At 71.5% G+C, this 19,965-nt stretch carries 21 protein-coding genes and 2 tRNA genes; 10 read left to right on the top strand and 13 right to left on the bottom strand.

Features of this window, described 5'->3' with window-relative positions; genetic code table 11:
* From ACFQS1_RS13880 to ACFQS1_RS13860, 5 genes are read left to right on the top strand one after another with little or no spacing between them, the layout of a single operon-like run.
* Positions 1-687 carry an IclR family transcriptional regulator gene (locus tag ACFQS1_RS13880; protein WP_364292830.1) on the top strand — a complete coding sequence of 229 codons (687 nt, stop codon included), beginning with the start codon at positions 1-3 and terminating at the stop codon, positions 685-687.
* Positions 688-691: 4 nt separating this feature from the next.
* Positions 692-3,337 (top strand): AAA family ATPase, encoded by a 2,646-nt coding sequence (locus ACFQS1_RS13875; RefSeq protein WP_378967801.1) that lies wholly within the window; start codon positions 692-694, stop codon positions 3,335-3,337.
* A 44-nt stretch (positions 3,338-3,381) separates the two neighbouring features.
* On the top strand, positions 3,382-4,170 hold the full coding sequence (locus ACFQS1_RS13870; RefSeq protein ID WP_378967799.1) for an alpha/beta hydrolase: 789 nt from the start codon (positions 3,382-3,384) through the stop codon (positions 4,168-4,170).
* Positions 4,167-4,727 carry an MBL fold metallo-hydrolase gene (locus ACFQS1_RS13865; RefSeq protein WP_378967797.1) on the top strand — a complete coding sequence of 187 codons (561 nt, stop codon included), beginning with the start codon at positions 4,167-4,169 and terminating at the stop codon, positions 4,725-4,727. The genes ACFQS1_RS13870 and ACFQS1_RS13865 overlap by 4 nt, the downstream gene beginning before the upstream one ends.
* Complete coding sequence (locus tag ACFQS1_RS13860) at positions 4,724-4,897, top strand: hypothetical protein (RefSeq protein ID WP_378967795.1); 174 nt, start codon at positions 4,724-4,726, stop codon at positions 4,895-4,897. Before ACFQS1_RS13865 ends, ACFQS1_RS13860 begins: the two co-directional genes overlap by 4 nt.
* On the opposite strand, the gene ACFQS1_RS13855 is transcribed toward ACFQS1_RS13860, so the two are convergent.
* The 8 genes from ACFQS1_RS13855 to ACFQS1_RS13820 all read right to left on the bottom strand — a co-directional run bounded on the left by ACFQS1_RS13855 (position 4,846) and on the right by ACFQS1_RS13820 (position 9,972).
* Positions 4,846-5,541 carry an N-acyl homoserine lactonase family protein gene (locus ACFQS1_RS13855; protein WP_378967792.1) on the bottom strand — a complete coding sequence of 232 codons (696 nt, stop codon included), beginning with the start codon at positions 5,539-5,541 and terminating at the stop codon, positions 4,846-4,848. The genes ACFQS1_RS13860 and ACFQS1_RS13855 overlap by 52 nt on opposite strands.
* Before the next feature lie 444 nt (positions 5,542-5,985).
* A tRNA-Glu gene (locus ACFQS1_RS13850) sits at positions 5,986-6,058 on the bottom strand.
* 91 nt (positions 6,059-6,149) lie between these two features.
* Positions 6,150-6,221, bottom strand: a tRNA-Gln gene (locus ACFQS1_RS13845).
* A 64-nt stretch (positions 6,222-6,285) separates the two neighbouring features.
* Positions 6,286-7,098 carry an NAD(P)H-binding protein gene (locus ACFQS1_RS13840; protein WP_378967790.1) on the bottom strand — a complete coding sequence of 271 codons (813 nt, stop codon included), beginning with the start codon at positions 7,096-7,098 and terminating at the stop codon, positions 6,286-6,288.
* Positions 7,095-7,889: a fumarylacetoacetate hydrolase family protein gene (locus tag ACFQS1_RS13835; RefSeq protein WP_378967787.1), complete on the bottom strand. Its 795-nt coding sequence runs from the start codon at positions 7,887-7,889 to the stop codon at positions 7,095-7,097. Before ACFQS1_RS13835 ends, ACFQS1_RS13840 begins: the two co-directional genes overlap by 4 nt.
* A gap of 37 nt (positions 7,890-7,926) precedes the next feature.
* Positions 7,927-8,184, bottom strand: a complete 258-nt coding sequence (locus ACFQS1_RS13830) for a helix-turn-helix transcriptional regulator (RefSeq protein ID WP_378967785.1) — start codon at positions 8,182-8,184, stop codon at positions 7,927-7,929.
* Between the two features lie 16 nt (positions 8,185-8,200).
* Positions 8,201-9,049 (bottom strand): ABC transporter permease, encoded by an 849-nt coding sequence (locus ACFQS1_RS13825; protein ID WP_378967783.1) that lies wholly within the window; start codon positions 9,047-9,049, stop codon positions 8,201-8,203.
* Positions 9,046-9,972, bottom strand: a complete 927-nt coding sequence (locus ACFQS1_RS13820; RefSeq protein ID WP_378968192.1) for an ABC transporter ATP-binding protein — start codon at positions 9,970-9,972, stop codon at positions 9,046-9,048. The genes ACFQS1_RS13825 and ACFQS1_RS13820 overlap by 4 nt, the downstream gene beginning before the upstream one ends.
* Before the next feature lie 56 nt (positions 9,973-10,028).
* On the opposite strand from ACFQS1_RS13820, the gene ACFQS1_RS13815 reads away from it, so the two are divergent.
* Positions 10,029-10,790, top strand: a complete 762-nt coding sequence (locus ACFQS1_RS13815; protein WP_378967781.1) for an alpha/beta fold hydrolase — start codon at positions 10,029-10,031, stop codon at positions 10,788-10,790.
* Positions 10,791-10,831: 41 nt separating this feature from the next.
* Positions 10,832-11,773, top strand: coding sequence for a 3-methyladenine DNA glycosylase (locus ACFQS1_RS13810; RefSeq protein ID WP_378967779.1), 942 nt, complete (start codon positions 10,832-10,834; stop codon positions 11,771-11,773).
* 26 nt (positions 11,774-11,799) lie between these two features.
* Here ACFQS1_RS13810 and ACFQS1_RS13805 read toward each other — a convergent pair whose 3' ends face one another.
* Complete coding sequence (locus tag ACFQS1_RS13805; protein ID WP_378968190.1) at positions 11,800-12,135, bottom strand: hypothetical protein; 336 nt, start codon at positions 12,133-12,135, stop codon at positions 11,800-11,802.
* A 355-nt stretch (positions 12,136-12,490) separates the two neighbouring features.
* Between ACFQS1_RS13805 and ACFQS1_RS13800 the strand changes: the two genes are divergently transcribed.
* Together ACFQS1_RS13800 and ACFQS1_RS13795 are read left to right on the top strand one after the other, a co-directional pair.
* The gene (locus ACFQS1_RS13800) at positions 12,491-13,522 is read left to right on the top strand and encodes a 3-isopropylmalate dehydrogenase (RefSeq protein ID WP_378967777.1); all 1,032 of its coding nucleotides are present in this window, start codon (positions 12,491-12,493) and stop codon (positions 13,520-13,522) included.
* Between the two features lie 132 nt (positions 13,523-13,654).
* The gene (locus tag ACFQS1_RS13795) at positions 13,655-14,752 is read left to right on the top strand and encodes a branched-chain amino acid aminotransferase (protein WP_378967775.1); all 1,098 of its coding nucleotides are present in this window, start codon (positions 13,655-13,657) and stop codon (positions 14,750-14,752) included.
* Between the two features lie 21 nt (positions 14,753-14,773).
* On the opposite strand, the gene ACFQS1_RS13790 is transcribed toward ACFQS1_RS13795, so the two are convergent.
* Both ACFQS1_RS13790 and ACFQS1_RS13785 read right to left on the bottom strand, forming a co-directional pair.
* Positions 14,774-14,989, bottom strand: coding sequence for a helix-turn-helix transcriptional regulator (locus tag ACFQS1_RS13790; protein WP_378967772.1), 216 nt, complete (start codon positions 14,987-14,989; stop codon positions 14,774-14,776).
* Positions 14,990-15,025: 36 nt separating this feature from the next.
* Positions 15,026-15,766, bottom strand: a complete 741-nt coding sequence (locus ACFQS1_RS13785) for a tyrosine-protein phosphatase (protein ID WP_378967770.1) — start codon at positions 15,764-15,766, stop codon at positions 15,026-15,028.
* A gap of 195 nt (positions 15,767-15,961) precedes the next feature.
* Here ACFQS1_RS13785 and cimA point away from each other — a divergent pair, with 195 nt between their 5' ends.
* Positions 15,962-17,548, top strand: a complete 1,587-nt coding sequence (cimA, locus tag ACFQS1_RS13780; protein ID WP_378967768.1) for a citramalate synthase — start codon at positions 15,962-15,964, stop codon at positions 17,546-17,548.
* On the opposite strand, the gene thrS is transcribed toward cimA, so the two are convergent.
* Both thrS and ACFQS1_RS13770 read right to left on the bottom strand, forming a co-directional pair.
* Positions 17,515-18,756 carry a threonine--tRNA ligase gene (gene thrS / locus ACFQS1_RS13775; protein WP_378967766.1) on the bottom strand — a complete coding sequence of 414 codons (1,242 nt, stop codon included), beginning with the start codon at positions 18,754-18,756 and terminating at the stop codon, positions 17,515-17,517. The two genes, cimA and thrS, sit on opposite strands and share 34 nt — an antisense overlap.
* Before the next feature lie 171 nt (positions 18,757-18,927).
* Positions 18,928-19,935 (bottom strand): endonuclease/exonuclease/phosphatase family protein, encoded by a 1,008-nt coding sequence (locus tag ACFQS1_RS13770; protein WP_378968188.1) that lies wholly within the window; start codon positions 19,933-19,935, stop codon positions 18,928-18,930.
* Between the last annotated feature and the right edge of the window lie 30 nt (positions 19,936-19,965).

Raw genomic sequence — 19,965 nt, 5'->3', positions numbered from 1 at the left:
ATGAGCGGTGTCGGCGTTCTCGACAAGGCGGTAGTCATCCTGGCGGCATGTGTCGACGGCGCCAGTCTGGCCGAGCTCGTCGACCGTACGAAGCTGCCCCGGGCGACGGCACATCGCCTGGCCCAGGCCCTGGAGATCCACCGGATGCTGGTCCGGGACACCCAGGGCCGCTGGCGTCCGGGCCCCCGGCTGGGCGAGCTGGCGAACGCCGCGCCGGACGTGCTGCTGACCGCGGCCGAGCCGCTGCTTTCCGCATTGCGGGACGCGACCGGCGAGAGCGGGCAGCTCTACCTGCGCCGTGCCGACGAGCGCATCTGCGTCGCGGCGGCCGAGCGCGCGAGCGGCCTGCGCGACACCGTCCCGGTCGGCTCGGTGCTGCCGATGACGGCCGGCTCGGCCGCGCAGATCCTGCTCGCCTGGGAGCCGCCCGAGGCCGTGATGCCGCTGCTGCCGCGGTGCAAGTTCACCGGCCGCACGCTGGCCGAGGTGCGCCGCCGCGGCTGGGCTCAGAGCGTCGCCGAGCGCGAGCCCGGTGTGGCGAGTGTCTCGGCCCCGATCCGGGACCGCACCGGCCGGGTGATCGCCGCCATCTCGATAAGCGGCCCGATCGAGCGGCTGGGCCGCCGCCCCGGCGAGCGCCACGCGATGGCCGTGGTCCGCGCCGGGCAGCGCCTCTCCGGCTTGTAAGACCGTGATCCGGGGCCGCCGGGCGGAGATCGAGGCCCTGACCGCATTGCTGGACGCGGCCTGCGCCGGCACCGGTGGCGCCCTGGTCCTGCGGGGCGAGGCCGGCATCGGCAAGTCGGCGCTGCTGGAGCAGACCGCCGCCGCGGCCGGCGGCCGGGGATTCCGGGTTCTGGGCACGGCGGGCGTGCAGGCCGAGGTCCTCATCCCGTACGCCGGACTGGACCGGCTCACCCGGGCGCTGGCGCTGCCGACCGGCCCCGCGACCCAGCCCTACCGCCTGGCCACCGCGCTGCTCGAGGCGCTCGGCGCGGCCGGCGACCCGGTGCTGGTGGCCGTCGAGGACGTGCAGTGGCTCGACGAGGCGAGCTGGGCCGCCCTGGCCTTCGCCGCCCGCCGCCTCGGTGCCGACCCGATCGCGATCGTGCTGACCGCCCGCGACGGCGACGACGTCAGCGGCCGGCTGGCCGCGGCCGGCCTCGCCGAACGGAGACTCGAATCACTCGGCCCGGACGACTCCGCGGCCCTGCTCGCCGCGGTCGCGCCCGGCCTGAGTCCGGTGCTGGCCGCGCGCGTGCTCGAGCAGGCGGCCGGAAATCCCCTCGGCCTGGTGGAGTTGGGGATGGCGGCCTCCCGGGGCGGCGGCGCCGCGCTGCTGCCCGCCCGGCTGCCGTTGAGCGAGCGGCTCGAGCGCACCTTCGCCGGCCTGGTCGCCGAGCTGCCGCCGATCACCCGCGGCCTGTTGCTGGTGGCCGCGCTCGACGACGGCGACGACTTCGACGAGCTGATCGGCGCCTGCGCCCGGATGACCGGCGCGCCGGTCGTCGCCGACGACATCGAGCCGGCCGTCACCACCCGGCTGGTGCGGGTGGACGATCAGTTCCGGGTCCGGTTCCGGCATCCGCTGCTGCGCTCGGCCCTGCGCCAGGCGGCGACCGTGGCGCAGCGCCGCCGGGCGCACGCCGCCCTGGCCGGCACGGTCGCCGACCCCGAGCGGCGGGTCTGGCACCGGGCGGCCGCGGCGGCCGGCGCCGACGAGGCGCTGGCCCGAGAGCTGACCGAGACCGCGCGCCGAGCCCAGCACCGGCAGGCCGCCACGATCGCGGTGGAGGCCTTCGAGCGGGCCGCCCGGCTCAGCGCCGAGCCCGGTGCCCGGGGCGGACGCTTGCTCGCCGCCGCCAACGCGGCCGCGGAGCAGGGCGACCCGGCCACGGTGGTCCGTCTGCTCGCCGAGGTGCCGGAGCAGTGGCTGAGTGCCACCGACCGGGCCTGGCACGGCCTGCTCCGGGAGGTCTTCCTGGGCACCGGCTGGAGCGGCGGCGACCGGTTCGCGTCGTTCGTGGAAGCGGTCGAGACAATGTGCCGCGAGGGCGACACCGACATGGCGCTGGAGTCGTTGCTCGCCATCTGCCTGCGCGTCTACTGGACGGTGCCCGATCCCGAGACGGCCGGGCGCCTGCTGGCGGCGGCCGAGAGCGTCGGCGTCCCGCCCGGCGATCCGCGGCTGGTCGCGGTGCTCGCGCAGGTGGCGCCGGTGGCCCGCGGCGCCTTCTGCCTCAAGCAGATGCGGACGCTGCGCACCTCCGGCGAGGCCAACCCGCGCGAGCTGTTCGAGCTGGGCCTGGGCGCCGGCGCGATCGGCGCGTTCTCGCTCGGCGTCTCGTTCCACGCCGCCGCGCAGGTCGAGCTGCGCGCGCAAGGCCGGATCGGGCTGCTGGCCAAGTCGCTGGTGAGCCACGCGTTGCAGGCCGCACACCTCGGCGACGCGCGGACCGCGCTCGGCCTGGCCGCCGAGGGCGAGCAACTCGTCGCCGAGTCCGGCGAGCGCAACTGGCTGCCCACCGCGTGGATCGTCAGTGGCTTCGCCGAGGCGCTGCGCGGGGACGTGGCAGCCGCGCACCGGCATGCCGATCAGGCCGAGGCGGTGCTGATGCCGGGCGGGCGGCATCCGTTGCTGGCACTCGTGCGGCAGGTGCGCGGCACCGCCGCGCTCGCGGCCGGCCGCCCCGGGGAGGCCTTCCGCGAGCTGCGCCGGGTCTACGATCCGGCCGACGCCGGGCACCATGGGCACACCCGGCTCATGCTCCTCGGGTTCCTGGCCGAGGCGGCGCTCGGCTGCGGCGAGCTGGACGAGTTGCGGCGGCTGGCCGGCGAGATGGCGCCGCTGGGCGCGGGCCGCTCCCCGGCGCTGCTAGCCGGGCTGCGCTTCGCGCGGGCGGTGCTGGGCGACTCGGCCGAGTCGTTCGCCGAGGCGCTGGCCGAGGACGTGGAGTGGCCGTTCGAGCGGGCCCGGCTGGAGCTCGCCTACGGCGTGTGGCTGCGGCGGCAGCGCCGTGCCGCGGAATGCCGGCCGCTGCTGCGGGCGGCGGCCGACACCTTCGACGCGCTCGGCGCCACCGCCTGGGCCGACCGGGCGCGCGCCGAGCTGCGCGCGTCGGGCGAGACGCTGCGGCGCCCGGCGGAGGCGGCCCAGGGCCTCACCCCGCAGGAGCTTCAGATCGCGCGGCTCGCCGCCGACGGCCTGAGCAACAAGGACATCGCCGATCGGCTGTTCCTCTCGCCGCGCACGGTCACCACGCATCTCTCCCGCATCTACCCGAAACTGGGCATCCGCTCCCGTGGCGAGCTGTCCCGCGCCCTGCGAACTGCGTAGTTATACGGACGCCATCGGTAGCCGCCCCTGTTTAGCGTCGACGCATGAAACCGATCGTTCTGGTCCACGGGTTCTGGGTCACCCCGCGCAGCTGGGAGAACTGGATCGCGCACTACGAGGCCAAGGGTCACCGGGTCATCGCGCCGGGGTACCCGGGCTTCGAGGTCGAAGTGGAGGCGCTCAACGCCGACCCGGCCCCGATCGTGAACCTCACTGTCCCGGGCATCATCGCGCACTACGAGGAGGCGATCCGCGCCCTGCCCGAGCCGCCGATCATCATCGGGCACTCGGCCGGCGGCGCGTTCACCCAGATCCTGCTCGACCACGGCTTCGGCGCGGCCGGCGTGGCGATGAACTCGGCGCCCACCGAGGGCGTCCGGGTGGTGCCGCTGTCCCAGCTCAAGTCCACCTTCCCGGTGCTGAGGAGCCCGGCCAACCGGCACAAGGCGATCGGGCTCAGCTTCGAGGAGTGGAAGTACGCCTTCACCAACACGTTCCCCGAGGACGAGGCCCGCGCGCTCTACGAGCGGTACCACATCCCGGCCAGCGGCGGGATCCTGTGGGGCGGCGTGCTCGCCAACTTCCAGCCCGGGCACCAGGACACGTGGGTCGACTACCACAACGACAACCGGGCGCCGCTGCTGTTCGTCTCGGGCTCGGAGGACCACATCATGCCGCCGGCGGTCCAGGAGTCGAACTGCAAGCACTACAAGTCGAACACGATCACCGAGCGGCGCGAGTACCCGGAGTACGCCCACCTGCTGCCGGCCCAGAACGGCTGGGAGCAGATCGCCGACGAGGTCCTCGACTGGGCCCTCGCCCACGCGAAATGAACATCACCCATATCGGCGGGCCGACCACGCTGCTGGAGCTGGACGGGGTGCGGCTGCTGGTGGATCCGACCTTCGACGCCCCCGGCCGCCGCTACTCCTTCGGCTGGGGCACGTCGTCGCGGAAGACCGCCGGCCCGGCGCTCGCGGTCGCCGACCTCGGCCGGATCGACGCCGTGCTGCTGACCCACGACCAGCACGCCGACAACCTGGACGATGCGGGCCGGGCGCTGCTGTCCACGGTGCCCCGCGTGATCACCACGCCGGCCGGAGCCCGCCGGCTCGGCGCTTCCGGCCTTCGCCCGTGGGAGTCCACGAAGGTCGGCGACGTGGAGATCACCGCGACGCCGTCGCGGCACGGGCCCGCCTGGGCCGTGCCGATCGTCGGGCCGACGACGGGGTTCGCGCTGCGGGCCTCGTCGGAGACCGTCTGGATCTCGGGAGACACCGTGGTCTTCCCCGGGGTCCTGAAGGTGGCCGATCGGTTCGATGTGGACATCGCGGTCCTGCACCTGGGCAAGGTGCAGTTCGGCCGCACCGGCCGGCCCGGTTCACCATGACCGGGCGGGACGCGGTGCGGCTGTGCTCCGCGATCCGGCCGCGGACCATCGTGCCGGTGCACTACGAGGGCTGGTCACACTTCCACGAGGGGCGCGCCGAGATCTCGGCGGCGTTCCCTCAGGGCGCGCTGACCTGGCTCGTGCCGGGGGCCCAGACCGCGTTGTCGTGAGCGAAGACGACCTGCCGGGGGTCGAAGGCCAGGATCCGGTGCAGCCAGGCCGGGTAATGGCCGACACCCGAGTGCTGGGCCAGCACGTCGCCGGTGAACAGCGTCGCGTTGTCGTGGCTCTGCCCGGCCACCACGATCGTGCCATCGCCGCGGGTCACCAGCACCGATTGGTGGCCCGCGGTGTGGCCGGGCGTCGGCAGAATCACCACTCCCGGCAGGATCTCGGCCTCGCCGTCCAGCTCCTCGTACCGGGCGCCGGGGTGGTCGATCAACTCGGGCAGGGTGTGATCGGCGCCGCGGGCCAGCGCCAGCTCGGCGCGCTGGGCGAAGACGGGCCGGCCGGCCAGCAGCGGGTTGCCGCCGCAGTGGTCGAAGTGGAGATGGCAGTTGACGACGTAGTCGATGTCGTCGAGGTCGGCTCCCGCGGTCCTGAGCGCCGCCGCCAGCGGCACCCGCCGCGGCCGATAGTGCGCGTCAACCTCCGGATGCCGGCCCATGCCGGTGTCGACCAGCACCCGCCCGCCGCCCGGATGCTCGATCAGATATCCCAGCACCGGCTCGACCCGGCACTGACCGGTGCCGGTCTCCGCGGCGGGCCGAACGAAGTAGCCGAGATCGACCCGGCGGACCGCAATGTCAGCCATCGGGACATTATGCCGACCCGCAAGCCAACATCGAACTTAATCGAACCCACCCGTAACCCCGGGCAACGCAACCACCCAGGAGCGCAACCACCAGGAGCGCAACCACCCAGCAGCGCAACCACCAGGAGCGCAACCACCAGGAGCCGCAACCACCAGAAGCGCAACCACCAGGAGCGCAACCACCAGGAGCGCAACCACCAGGAGCCGCAACCACCAGAAGCGCAACCACCAGAAGCGCAACCACCAGAAGCGCAACCACCAGAAGCGCAACCACCAGAAGCGCAACCACCAGAAGCGCAACCACCAGAAGCGCAACCACCAGAAGCGCAACCACCCAGGAGCGCAACTATCCGCACCGTGGGGGTCTGGGGGGCTCGGCCCCCCAGGCAGATATACGAAGTGACCCCCGTCAGCGCACTGTGCTGACGGGGGTCACCCAGAACGTAGCCCCGAAGGGATTCGAACCCTCGCTACCGCCTTGAGAGGGCGGCGTCCTAGGCCGCTAGACGACGGGGCCATGGACTTGCTTTTTGCTTCCGCTCTGCTTCAGCGGCGGGCCGAACTCTATCAGAAGTCCAGCTCCACCCTCCTTTGCAGGAGCGGTAGCGCTGGGGTACCAGGACTCGAACCTAGACTAACTGAACCAGAATCAGTCGGGCTGCCAATTACCCCATACCCCATTTGGCCCGGCTTGCCGCGCCGAAGGAGAACTCTACCTGACCACTTCGGGGCCAACAAATCGGGTTACCGGTCCCGGAAGAGGTCGGCGTTCCGCGTCGCCCACTCGAGGAACGTTGTCGCAGGTCGGCCCGTAAGTTCGGCGACCGTGGCGACGGGCTGCTGGGGGTGTTGGACGAGCGTGGCCTGGCCATCGACGTACCAGGCGGCGTGCTCGCCCATGTCCTTCGACAGCTCCTCGATCGCCTCCTCGCGGGGAAGATCGACGTAGCGAAGGTCACGACCGAGCGCCTGCCCGATGAGCGCGACCTTCCGCCGCCGCGACAGCGCCTCGGGACCGGTCAGCTCGTACGAGCGGCCCTCGTGGCCCTCCTCCAGGAGCACCCGGGCGGCGACCGCGGCCACGTCCTCCTGGGCGATCGGAGCGTTCGCCGCGTCGCCGCACGTGTCCAGCACCACGTCGCCGGCCCGGATCTGGCGGGCCCAGAGCGTGGCGTTGGCCATGAACTCGCCCGGTTCCAGGTGGGTGAACGGCACGCCGCAGGCCTCGACCGCGTCCTCGACGGCCTGCCAGTGCGCGCCCTTGGGACCGGCCAGGTCGACGATCCGGCCGATCCCGGCCGCGGCGGCCAGCCGGCACGCCTCGGCCACCGTCGGCAGGTGCGGCGCGAGATAGAGCACATCCACCCCGGCGTACGCGGCGGGCAGCGTCGACGGGCGGCCGAGGAAGCCGCGCGCCACCTCGACCCCGTCCGGCAGCGCGGCCCGGACCGGGTCGACGGTCAGCGCGCGTACGTCGTCGGCGCCCGCCGCCAGCAGCTCGTCGACCACCATCCGCCCGATGTTGCCGGTGGCGCCGGTGACCAGGACCTTGGTCACTCCAGCGACACCACCGTGTTGCGCAGCTCGCCGATGCCCTGGATGGTGATCGAGCAGGTGTCGCCGGCGGTCAGCTCGCTGACCCCGGCCGGGGTGCCGGTGAGGATGATGTCGCCGGGCAGCAGGGTCATCACGTGCGACACGTACGACACCAGGGTGGGCACGTCGAAGACCATGTCCTTGGTGCGGCCGATCTGGCGTGCCTCGAGGTTGGCGGGGTCGCGGCCGACCTCGCAGCGGATCTCGAGGTCGCTCACGTCGAGGTCGGTGACGATCCACGGGCCGATCGGGCAGAACGAGTCGAAGCCCTTGGCCCTGGTCCACTGGGGGTCGCTGCGCTGCAGGTCGCGCGCGGTGACGTCGTTGCCGATCGTGTAACCGAAGATCGCCCGCTCGGCGCCGGCCCGGTCGACCCGGCGCGCGCCGGTCGCGCCGATCACGACGGCGAGCTCGGCCTCCTCCTCGACCCGCTGGGACTGCGGCGGCAGCCGGATCGCGTCGTTGGGACCGATCACCGAGGTGGAGGGCTTGATGAAGATCAGCGGCTCCGTCGGCACCTCGTTGCCGAACTCGGCGGCGTGGTCGGCGTAGTTGCGGCCGACCCCGATCACCTTGCTGGAGAAGATCGGGGCGAGCAGGCGCACGTCGGCGAGCGCCCAGCGCTGCCCGGTGAACTGCACCTTCTCGAACGGCAGCGAGCCGATCTCGGCGATGGTGAGGCCTTGCTGCTCATTGCCCTCGACGACACCGAACGACACTCCACCGGCATGGACAAAACGGGCGAAACGCACGGGTGACATCCCTATCTGTAGAAGGCTCACCCGAAATCTACGCCGGTCGGGACGCCCCGTTCGACTCCGCGCCCAGCCGCGGGAACGGATCGAGCGAGAAGACCACCTCGACCGGCACCTCGAAGTACGCGCAGATCCGCAGGGCCAGGTGCAGGCTCGGGCTGAACTCGCCGCGCTCCAGATAGCCCACCGTCTGGTAGTGGACACCCAGGGCGTCGGCGAGCTGCCGCCGCGAGATGCCGCGCTCCGCGCGCAGCATCGCGATCCGGTTGTACGTGACCTCGCTCGTGCCCATCTCTCCCTCAGCGCCCTCAGCGCCCGATCGTGGTGAGCGCCCGCTCGCGCCGGGCCGCGACCGCCGAGCCGGACTCGCGGCGCGCCATCCGCCGCAGGATCGCCGGCGCCAGCGTCAGGCCGAGCACGACCCAGATCGCGAGCACGCCGAACGTCTCGAGATGCCGCCAGGAGTGGGTGAGCTCGACGGCCGCCAGGGAATCGGGCAGGAACACCGAGCGCATGCCCAACCCTAGCCAGTACATCGGGAAGATCTGCCCGACGCCCTGCACCCAGCCCGGCATCGCGCTGATCGGATAGAAGATGCCGGAGATGGCGACCAACCCGAAGATCGGCAGGACGACGAGCCCCATGTTGCGCGGGTTCTCGAAGAGCGAGCCGATCACCGCGCCGATCGGCATGGTGGCCAGGAACGCCAGCGGGATCAGCCAGGCCAGGGTGAGCCAGCCGGTCGCGCTCACGTGCAGGCCGCTCACCAGGAACAGCCCCGGCACGAGCTGCAGCAGCATGCTGAGCACCGTCATCCCGCCGACCACCACGGCCTTGCCGATCAGGTACGCCGTCATGCCGTTTGGCGTGGCCTTGGCCCGCAGCAGCGTGCCGTCCTCGCGCTCGACCACGAGCTGCTGGGAGACGGTGAGCAGGCCGCCGAACGCCAGGCCCATGCCGAGCACGCTGGGCAGGGTGCTCGCGCCCAGCGAGAACGAGGTGCCCGGCACGTGGGCGTCCCGCATGAAGAAGATCGCCCCGAGCAGGATGACCACCGGGAAGAAGTAGGCGAACAGGTCGTTCGGCGTGGTCAGCGTCTGGCGCAGCTCGATGCCGCCGCGGGCCACCCCGGCGCGGAGTACCGAGATCGAGCTCATCGGGTGCCGCCCTCCGCTTCCAGGACCAGCTTCATGTACGTGTCCTCCAGGTTGTTGCGGCGCACCTCGAGGTCGGCGATGTCCTCGCCGTACTGCCGGAAGAGCTCGCGGACGAACGGGGTCGCGTCGACCGCGGAGTGCACGAAGCGCTGGCCGTCGCGGGTCCAGCGGATCTCGGTCTCGCCGGCGACCTGGCGGGAGAGCTGGTCGGCCGAGCCGTCCGCGATGATCCGGCCGGCCGCCAGGATCACGATGCGGTCGGCGAGCTTCTCCGCCTCGTCGAGGTCGTGGGTGGTGAGCAGGATCGTGGTGTCGTCCACATCGGTCAGCCGGTGCACCAGGTCGTGGAACTCGCGCCGGGCCGCCGGGTCGAAGCCGACCGTCGGCTCGTCTAGGAAGAGCAGCTCGGGACGGCCGACGATGCCGATCGCCACGTCGAGCCGGCGGCGCTGGCCGCCGGAGAGCCGCATCACCCGCTGGTCGGCCTGCGCGGTCAGGCCGACCACGTCGAGCAGGTCGTCGACCGGCCACGGGCGGCGGATCCGGTCGGTGGAGTACGGCGCGAAATACGTACCCAAGTGCTTGAGCAGCTCTCGCACCCGCCACTTGCCGTGGTCGCGCCAGGATTGCAGCACCACGCCGATGCGGGCGCGCCAGCGCTCGCCGGCGCTCGCCGGGTCGATGCCGAGCACGCTGACCTCGCCGGCCGAGCGCATGCGGAACCCCTCGAGGATCTCGATCGTGGTGGTCTTGCCGGCCCCGTTGGGACCGAGCAGCGCGAGCACCTCGCCGCGCCGGGCGTCGAAGCTCACGCCGGAGAGCACGTCCTTGGCCCCGTACCGCATCCGCAGGTCACGGACGTCGATGACCCGCTCGCCGCCCGGCACGCCGGTGCCGAGATCAAGCGCCCCCGTCAAAGTCATTCCTCCCATGTCCAGCACAGTATCAAAGTTGTAGTAGGTGTACTACATTCCTGAGTATGGCTTCTGTCGATGTTCTGACCACCGGGACGGGTCCCGGGCTCGTCGTCATCCCCGGCACCACCCGGCGCGCCCGCCATTACCAGTCGCTGGCCGACGCGCTGGCCGACCGGTACACGGTGCATGTCATCGAGCGGCGCGGTCGCGGCAAGAGCCCCGCACAGGGCGACGGCTACGGGCTCGACGCCGAGATCACCGACGTGCTCGAGGTGCTCGAGGAGACCAAGTCCCGGCAGGTGTTCGGGCACAGCTATGGCGGGCTGGTCGCGCTGCACGCAGCGCTCCGGACGGCATTGGACCGCGTGATCGTGTACGAGCCGGCGACCAGCATCAACGGCTCGCTCCCCGGCGGTTGGCTGCCCCGGTACGAGAAGTTGCTGGCCGACGGGCACGACGCGCGGGCGATGGTCCACTTTCTGCACGCGCTCGACATGATGCCGTCCGGGCCGGCCATGGTGGGCGTCGTCTGGGCGATGCAGCACCTCACGTCCGAGGGCCGCGCGACCCGTGAATTGCTGCCGACAGTTCCGCCGGAATTCCACGTCGCCGTGGAACTCGACTCGGACGGCGGCCGCTACTCCGCGGTCACCGCGCCGGCCCTGCTGCTCGGCGGCGGGCGCTCCCCGGCGTACCTGTTGGAGGTTTTGCATGTGCTCTCGCAGACGATCCCGCGTGCGCAGATGATAGTGACACCCGAATTCGACCACAATGCCCCGGATCTGAGCGCGCCGAAAGCGGTGGCCGAGCTCATTCGCGCCTAACGGTGATCGTGTTGGTCGCCTCGGCTGGATACGCTGATGCGATGGGGACCAAGCAGGTGAGGGCGCTCACCACGACGCTGCCCTCGGTCACCTGGATACCCCTCGCTCGCGCCCACGCCGAGCGCGCCGACGAGATGACCGCGGGCCACCGCGCCCGCCGCGCGACCGGCGAGAAGCACGCGATCGAGGATTTCCTCTACGACTACTACGGCACCCGGCCGGCCCAGCTGCGCCGGTGGCATCCCGGCATCGGGACTGGCCTCTCCCCCGCCCCGAGCGGGGTGGCCGAGCACGCGTCGTGGAAGTTCTACATGACGTACCCCGACGGCGTGGTCACCCTCGACCAGGACGCCTTCCTGCACGCCCGCGGCGAGAGCGTCCGCTACATCCACGGCCTGCTCACCGCGACGGCGTCGAGGCCGGTGTTCTCCGGCTGCTTCGGCCTGCACGAGTGGGCGATGGTGTATCGCTCGCCCGAGCACCGCCACCCGCTGCCGCTGCGCCTCGGCCAGGCCGAGACCGATCGGGTCGTCGAGCAGCACCCGATCCGGTGCACCCACTACGACGCGTTCCGCTTCTTCACGCCCGAGGCGGTCGGCCTCAACCGCCTGCAGCCGACCCGCGCCACCCAGGTCGACCTCGACCAGCCCGGCTGCCTGCACGCGGCGATGGACGTGCACAAGTGGGCGCAAAAGCTGGGGCCCGCCGTGCCCGGGGCGCTGGCGCTGGACTGCTTCGCGCTGGCGGCCGACATCCGGCTGCTCGACATGCAGGCCAGCCCCTACGACCTGACGTCGTACGGCTACCAGCCGGTGAAGATCGAGACGCCCGAGGGCAAGGCCGAGTACGTGGCCCGCCAGCGGGAGTTCGCCCGCCGGGCGGCGGCGCTGCGGACGCGGCTGATCCGCGTCTGCGAGGAGCTGCTGGGGCCGGAGGGCACGGCCCGCAGCCGGGAGGCCGTGGCGCCGTTCAACCACCGCTGAGGCCGGGCCGCCGGCCAGATCGCCGGCTAGCGAACCCGCGCCGGCGGCGGATAGACGGTGCCGTCCTGCAGGTCCAGCAGGTCGAGGTTGAGCTCGGCGGCCAGCCGCTCGATCGTCTCGAGCACCTCGTCCGGGCAGTCCTCGTCGAGCCGCATCTCGATGTGATCGGCGGCGGCGTGCAGCGGGGCCTGTGCCCACGGCGAGCCGGCCGCCGACGCGCGCGGGCCACGGTCGGGATAATCGCTGGTCAGGGCGTCATAGAAGGCGACGACGCGGGGGTCGGCCGGGCGCTGCGGGTGTTCTCCGCGCGCGCACCGCGCGTTGGCGGCCCGCACCGCGTCCGGCGGGTCCGTCCGGTCCATCGCCCACACCACTAGGTCGAAACTCACCGGCGCATGGTGCCATCACCGAGCGCGACTCGCCGGAACTATGCCGCCGACACGCGGGGGATGCGTCTTGCGCGTCTTTAGTCCGCATCGCTAGCGTTGTCCGTGCCACACGGCGCCGGTCGGGCTCGTCTTCGGGTGACGCTGCCCGTTCTTGTGCGCCATGTGTATCGGCGGGACCGAGCCACGCGTACTCGTCGCAACAGCCCCCGCACCGAATTGCCGCGGTGCGGGGGCTGTTCCTTTCCCCGGCGCTCATTTGCTGAGACCGGCTTACCGAAGATCGGGACGCGGGGCTAGCCTGGGGCTTTCGAGTCGTAGGGAGCATGACGTGAGCGTGGCGCGGATCGCGGTGGTGGCCGGCGACGGCATCGGGACCGAGGTGACCGCGCAGGCTCGCAAGGTCATCGAGGCGGTGCTCCCCGGCGCCGAGTTCCACGACTACGACCTCGGCGCGCGCTTCTACACCCGCACCGGCGAGGTCCTGCCCCGGTCCGTGGAGGACGAGCTGGCCGGCCACGACGCCATCCTGCTCGGCGCGATCGGCGACCCGAGCGTCCCGCCGGGCGTGCTCGAGCGCGGCCTGCTGCTCAAGCTCCGCTTCGACTTCGACCAGTATGTGAACCTGCGCCCCTCCAAGCTCTGGCCCGGCACCACCAGCCCGCTGGCCGGCCTGAAGCCCGGCGAGATCGACATGGTCGTGGTCCGCGAGGGCACCGAGGGCCTGTACGTCGGCGCCGGCGGCGTCCTGCACAGGGACACCCCCGCCGAGATCGCGACGGAGGAGAGCCTCAACACCCGGCACGGCGTCGAGCGGGTCGTCCGCGACGCATTCGCCCGCGCCCAGCGCCGCGAGCGCCGCCACCTCACGCTGGTGCACAAGACCAACGTCCTCACCAACGCCGGCAGCCTCTGGGCGCGCACGTTCGCCGCCGTCGCCGCCGAGTTCCCCGAGGTCACCACGGAATACCAGCATGTCGACGCGGCCTGCATGTTCATGGTCAGCAACCCGCAGCGGTACGACGTGATCGTGACCGACAACCTCTTCGGTGACATCGTCACCGACATCGCCGCGGCCGTGACCGGCGGCATCGGCATGGCGGCCAGTGGCTCCGTCAACCCGGAGCGCAAGTACCCGTCGACGTTCGAGCCGGTCCACGGCTCCGCGCCCGACATCGCCGGCCAGGGCATCGCCGACCCGGCCGCCGCGATCCTCTCCGCTTCGCTGCTGCTCGAGCACCTGGGCCACCACGACGAGGCCCGCCGAGTATCCGAGGCGGTGGCGGCCGAGGTCGCGTCCCGCGGCGCGGGCGCGCCGGTGCGCACCGCCGAGGTCGGCGACCGGGTCGCGTCCGCGCTCTAGACCGCGCTGCCGGGCCACGCCCTACTGCTCGGTCACTTCGGCCCCGTTGTCTTAACGGCCGTTCGGGGTATCTTCATGGCACTGCGGCTGACGCGTGCCCTCATTCTTTCCAGATAGGCAGGTCTATTCGCCATGAGTGGTGGTGACAACCTCGACTTCGAGATCCGTCCGAACGCGGCGCCGGTAAGCCCGGCCGAGCGGGACGCACTGCTGGTCAACCCCGGGTTCGGCCGCGTCTTCACCGATCACATGGTCACGGTGCGGTACGCCGAGGGCAAGGGCTGGTACGACGCCCGGGTCGAGGCCCGAGCGCCGATCTCGATCGACCCCGCCTCCGCGGTGCTCCACTACGCGCAGGAGATCTTCGAGGGCCTGAAGGCGTACAAGATGGCCGACGGCGGCGTGGCGATGTTCCGCCCGGACGCCAACGCGGCCCGGTTCGCCCAGTCCGCGAAGCGGATGGCCATGCCGGCGCTGCCGGAGGCGGCGTTCCTGCAGTCGCTGCGCGAGATCATCCGGATCGACCGGAACTGGATCCCACAGAGCGACGAGGGCAGCCTCTACCTTCGCCCGTTCGCGTACGCGAGCGAGGTCTTCCTCGGCGTGCGCCCCGCGCTGGAGTACCTCTACCTGGTCATCGCGTCCCCGGTGGGCGCGTACTTCTCGGGTGGGGTCAAGCCGGTCTCGGTGTGGGTCAGCCCCGACTACACCCGGGCGGCGCCCGGCGGCACCGGCGCGGCCAAGTGCGGCGGCAACTACGCGGCCAGCCTCTCGGCCCAGGCCGAGGCCATGGAGAACGGCTGTGACCAGGTCGTCTACCTCGACGCCGTGCAGCGCAAGTACATCGACGAGCTCGGCGGCATGAACGTCTTCTTCATCATGGACGACGGCAGCCTGGCCACCCCGCCGCTGACCGGCACGATCCTGCCCGGCATCACCCGCGACTCGGTGATCCAGCTGGCCGGCCGGGCCGGCCGGCGCGTCGAGGAGCGCCCGGTCGGCATCGACGAGTGGCGCGAGGGAGCGGCCTCCGGGCGCATCCGCGAGGCGTTCGCCTGCGGCACCGCGGCGGTGATCACCCCGATCGGCACGGTCAAGTCCCCCGACTTCGAGTTCACCGTCGCCGACGGCGGCCCGGGCGAGGTCACCATGGGACTGCGCAAGGAGCTGGTCGACATCCAGCGGGGGCGGGCGGCCGACCCGTTCGGCTGGGTGCACCGGGTCCTCTGACCGGTCGTGGCGAGGCGGCCGTCAGCCCGCCTTGTCGGCCGCCCGGCGATCTTTGGGGCGATGGGCGAGGATCCACGCTTCGATGTCCTCGGATCGCCACACCTTGCCCTGTTCGAGCTCCGCGATGGGCTTGGGAAACGTGCTGAAGTGGGTGAGCTGCTGGACGCGCTGGCGGCTGAGGCCGAGGCGCAGCCGGATCTCGTGGGCGCCGACGAGGCGGGATGGCGGTGACGTCATACCCATGACAATAGTCGTACGACTATAGGCGCGCAACTACCCGAGCAGGTGCGACCGCATCGACTCGACCTCCGAGCCGCGCATCCCGATCTCGCGCACGTAGTTCTCGATCGAGCCGTGCAGCCTCCGCAGGTCGGCCAGGAACATCAGCATCGCCTCCGGCGGCGATTCGAACATGTGCTCGTTCCCGAGCACCGCCGACGGGTGCTTCTCCATCAGGTAGGCGGTGAGCGCGGTCATCGCCTCGGTGGTCAGCGCGTAGTCGGCCGCGATGTCCTCGTCGGACACTCCCAGCAGCGCCAGCGCCAGCGCGCACACCGTGCCCGTACGGTCCTTGCCCGCCATGCAATGCACGATCACCGGCGCCCGCGACGGCTCGGCGATGATCCGCAGCGAGGCGAGGATCGCCTCGCGCCCGTCCTCGGCGAAGTTCAGATAGCGATCGGCCAGCCACCGGTCCTGGGGCACGTCGTCGGCCCGGGAAATCGTCTCCCAGTCGATGTGGTTGAGCACCAGGTGGCGGTAGTCCATGCCGTGCCGCTCGGGCACCCGGCCGAACTTCTCGACCTCGGCCGGGCGGCGCAGGTCGATCACGGTACGCACGCCGAGCTGGGCGAACGCCGCCGCGTCCGCCTCGCCGATGCGGTGCAGCGCGTCCGAGCGGAAGAGCCGCCGCCAGCGCACGGTGCGCCCGTCGAGCCCCGGATAACCGCCGACGTCGCGGAAGTTGTAGGTAGCGGAGAAACCGAGATTGCGGGGGTATGAGTCCGTCACCACATCTCAAACTTAGTCCCGAAAGATGGAACAACGCTTCCCGCGAGCCTCGTTAGTGGCATGCTTCATGCCGTGACCCGTCTCGTGCTCATTATTGGCACCTAGCGCGCCGGCCGACTTCTCGCCGACGCGCAGACCTCCCGCATCCGCGGGGGGTCTTTTTGTTGGGCCACCGACCCTCGGAAGGAAACCACGGTCATGGACTACCAGGTCTTCGATACGACGCTGCGAGACGGCGGGCAGCGGGAGGGGATCAGCTACTCGGTCGCCGACAAGCTGGCGGTCGCCCGGCTGCTGGACGAGTTCGGCGTGGGCTTCATCGAGGGCGGCTGGCCCGGCGCCATGCCCAAGGACACCGAGTTCTTCGAACGCGCGAAGACCGAGCTCGACCTCAAGAACGCGCTGCTGGTGGCGTTCGGCGCGACCCGCAAGGCCGGCGTCGCCGTGGACCGCGACCCTCAGGTGCAGGCCCTGCTGGACGCCGGGACCCCGGTCGTCTGCGTGGTCGCCAAGTCCGACATCCGGCACGTCGAGCGGGCCCTGCGCACCACCGGCGACGAGAACCTCGCCATGGTCCGGGACACGGTCCGGCACCTCAAAAGCCACGGCCGACGGGTTTTCGTCGACTGCGAGCACTTCTTCGACGGCTTCCGCTACGACCCCGCGTACACGGCCGGCGTCGTCTCCGCAGCCTTCGAGGCCGGCGCCGAGCGGGTCGTCATGTGCGACACCAACGGCGGCATGCTCCCCTCGATGATCACCAAAGCCATCGAGGAGGTCGTCGCCCGCACCGGGGTGAGCGCCGACCGGCTCGGCATCCACTGCCAGAACGACACCTCCTGCGCGGTCGCCAACACGATCGCCGCGGTCGAGGCGGGCGTGAAGCACTTCCAGTGCACCGCGAACGGCTACGGCGAGCGCCCCGGCAACGCCGACCTGTTCGCCACGGTCAGCAACATCCAGCTCAAGCTCGGGCGGCGGGTCCTACCGGACGGCTGCTTGGAACAGGCGACGCGGGTGTCCACCGCGCTCGCCGAGATCGCCAACATCGCCCCCGACACCCACCAGGCCTACGTCGGGGCCGCCGCCTTCGCCCACAAGGCGGGGTTGCACGCGAGCGCGATCAAGGTGGATCCGCTGCTCTACAACCACGTCGACCCGTCGGTTGTGGGCAACGACATGCGGATCCTGGTGACCGAGATGGCCGGCCGGGCCAGCATCGAGCTCAAGAGCAGGGAGCTCGGGCTGGATCTGGCCGGCCACCCGGACGCGCTGTCGGCGATCACCCAGAAGGTGAAGGACCTGGAGGCCGGCGGCTGGTCGTTCGAGGCCGCGGACGCCTCGTTCGAGCTGCTGGTGCGGGGCGAGCTGCCGGGCGAGAGCTTCACCCGCCCGTTCACCCTGGAGTCGTACCGGGTGCTGGTCGAGCACCGCGAGGACGGCACGGTGATCTCCGAGGCGACCGTGAAGGTGCGCGTCCGCGGCGAGCGGGTGATCGCCACCGCCGAGGGCGTCGGCCCGGTCAACGCGCTCGACGAGGCGCTGCGAGTGGCGCTGTCGCAGCACTACCCGCAGCTCCAGACCGTCGAGCTGACCGACTACAAGGTGCGCATCCTGGAGGGCACGCACGGCACCAACGCGATCACCCGGGTGCTGCTGGAGAGCGGCGACCGCAACCGCGAGTGGACCACCGTGGGCGTGCACGAGAACATCGTCGAGGCCAGCTGGGTGGCCCTGGTGGACGCGCTGACCTACGGCCTGGCCAGGACGTCGGCGCCGGCCTGAGAACCCGACCGGGACTCGGCCGCGGCGGAGGCGATCAACGCGATCGCCTCCGCCGCCGGCATGGCCGGCACCTGACGTCCGTCGCGCAGGCGGAGAGCGATCAGGTTTTCCGCCGCCTCCCGCTTGCCGACGATTGCCACGTACGGGATCTTCCGTCCCGCCGCAATCCGCACTCTCCCCCCGATTGATCCGTCGTCCAGTACCTCCGCCCGCAAACCGGCCTCGATCGCCGCTCGGCAGAATGCCGATGCCTCCGGGAGCTGCGCCGCCGCGACCGGGAGCACGGCGATCTGCACCGGGGCGTACCAGACCGGGAAGGCGCCCTGGTGGGCCTCGATGAGATAGCCGAAGAGGCGTTCCATCGAGCCGGCCAGGCTCCGATGCACCATGACCGGCCGCTCCCGCCCGCCGTCCGGGGCGACGAACTCCAGCCCGAACTGCGCCGGCTGATGGAAGTCCACCTGAATGGTCGACAGGCTCCACTCCCGACCGGCCGCGTCCTGGACCTGAATGTCGATCTTCGGCCCGTAGAACGCCGCCTCGCCCGGCGCCTCCTCGTAGGCGACGCCCGAGTCGTCCAGCGCCTGCCGCAACAGGGCCGAGGCCCGCTCCCACATCTCGTCGCTGCCCGCGTACTTGCCGGAGTCACCGCGCAGCGAGAGCCGGAACGACGACGGCCGCAGGCCGAGCGCGCGGTGCGCCACGCCCATCAGCCGCAGCACGTCGGCCACCTCGGACCCGACCTGGTCGAGCGGGCAGAAGATGTGCGAGTCGTTCAGCTGGATCGACCGCACCCGGGACAGCCCGCCCAGCACCCCCGACCGCTCGGCCCGGAACATCGGCCCGATCTCGGCGATGCGCAACGGCAGATCGCGGTAGGAGCGCTGCCGCGACTTGTAGATCAGCGCGTGGTGCGGGCAGAGGCTGGGCCGCAGCACCAGCTCGTCACCGCCGAGCGCCATCGGCGGGAACATGTCGTCGGCGAAGTTCTTCCAATGCCCGGACAGCTCGAACATCTGCTTCTTGCCGAGCGCGGGCGAGTACACATGCTGGTATCCGGCGCGCCGCTCCAGCTCGTGGAGGTACGACTCCACCTCGTAGCGGGCCGCCGCGCCGTCCGGCAGCCAGAACGGCAGGCCGGCACCGATCAGCGGATCGGAGTCGAAGAGGTCGAGCTCGCGGCCGAGCTTGCGATGGTCGATGTTCATGGGGATCTCCCTGGGAAGAGGGCGAGACCCCGCACAAAGACAACGCCCGGGCATCTCGCCCGGGCGGTTTTCTAGATGCGTGAACCGACGCCGGGACTCTCCGGCGTCGTCGTCATGGAACTGCGCATCATGCCGCCGACGATAGCGCGGCCGCGGCCGGCCGACATCCGATTAATCGGCCGCCGGCTGATCGGCCGCCGGCAGGGTGAGCGCGGCGATGACCGCGCGGTGGTCGCTGCCGGCGATCCGGTGCACGCTCATTTCGCGTACGCCGATGCGCTTGTCCACGAGAACGTGGTCCAGCGTCACCCACGGAATGCCGCGGTGCTCCAGATACGGCCAGGTCGGGGTCAGTCCCTGCCCGGTGGCGGCCCCGGCGTCCCGGTAGCCGCGCGCGATCAGCCGGCGCAGCGGCGCGTGATCGAGCGTCGCGTTGAAGTCGCCCAGCAGGATCCGCGGCACGCCGTCCGGGCCGGTGCCGGGTTCCGCGGCCAGATCGTCGCGCCACAGCCGGTTGACGCCGAGATCGGAGGGCGCCCGGGGGTGGGCCGACTCGACCAGGACGGGCTCGGCGTGTGGCGGCTGCACCGTCGCGTACGCCTGACGGAAGCCGCCGCCCATGCGGCGATGCCCGGCCCCGGCGATCGGATAGCGCGAGTAGAGCCCGGAGCCCGACGCCCCCGGCTCGTCGGCGAGGGACTGGTACGGCAGCAGGTCCTCGAGTCCGGCCTTGGCCAGGGCCTGCTTGCCGTCGGTGGTGAACTCCTGGACGGCCAGCACCGCGACGTCGTGCTCGCGGACCAGGCCGACGATCTGCTCCGGATCCGCGCCGCCGAAAAGCATGTTCGAGGTCATCACGGTCAGCCGCACGCCGGTGGCCGGCCCCCGGCCGCCCGGGATGGCCCGCGGCGCGACCAGCAGCGCGAAGAGCAGCACCACGGCGAGCGCCACCGCCGCGGCCGTCCACCGGCGGGTGGCCAGCGCCGGCACGACCGGCAGCACCGACCACGCCGCGACATACGGCGTGTAGGCGAGCAACTGCACGAGCGGGCCCCGATCCCATCCGGTCGCCCGGACGGTCAGCCAGAGCAGCGCGGGCGCGATCAGCACCCAGATCAGCACGGTCACGGCCACCCTTCCGCGCGGCCGGGCCGGCGGCTTCCGGGCCGGCGCGCTCATGATCGTCATGAGCGCGAGGCTAGCCACTCG

This window comes from Paractinoplanes rhizophilus (assembly GCF_042664765.1).
Classification (GTDB): Bacteria; Actinomycetota; Actinomycetes; order Mycobacteriales; family Micromonosporaceae; genus Actinoplanes; species Actinoplanes rhizophilus.
The sequence above is the reverse complement of the archived record's forward strand: the minus strand, read 5'-3'. Positions and strand labels throughout refer to the sequence as shown.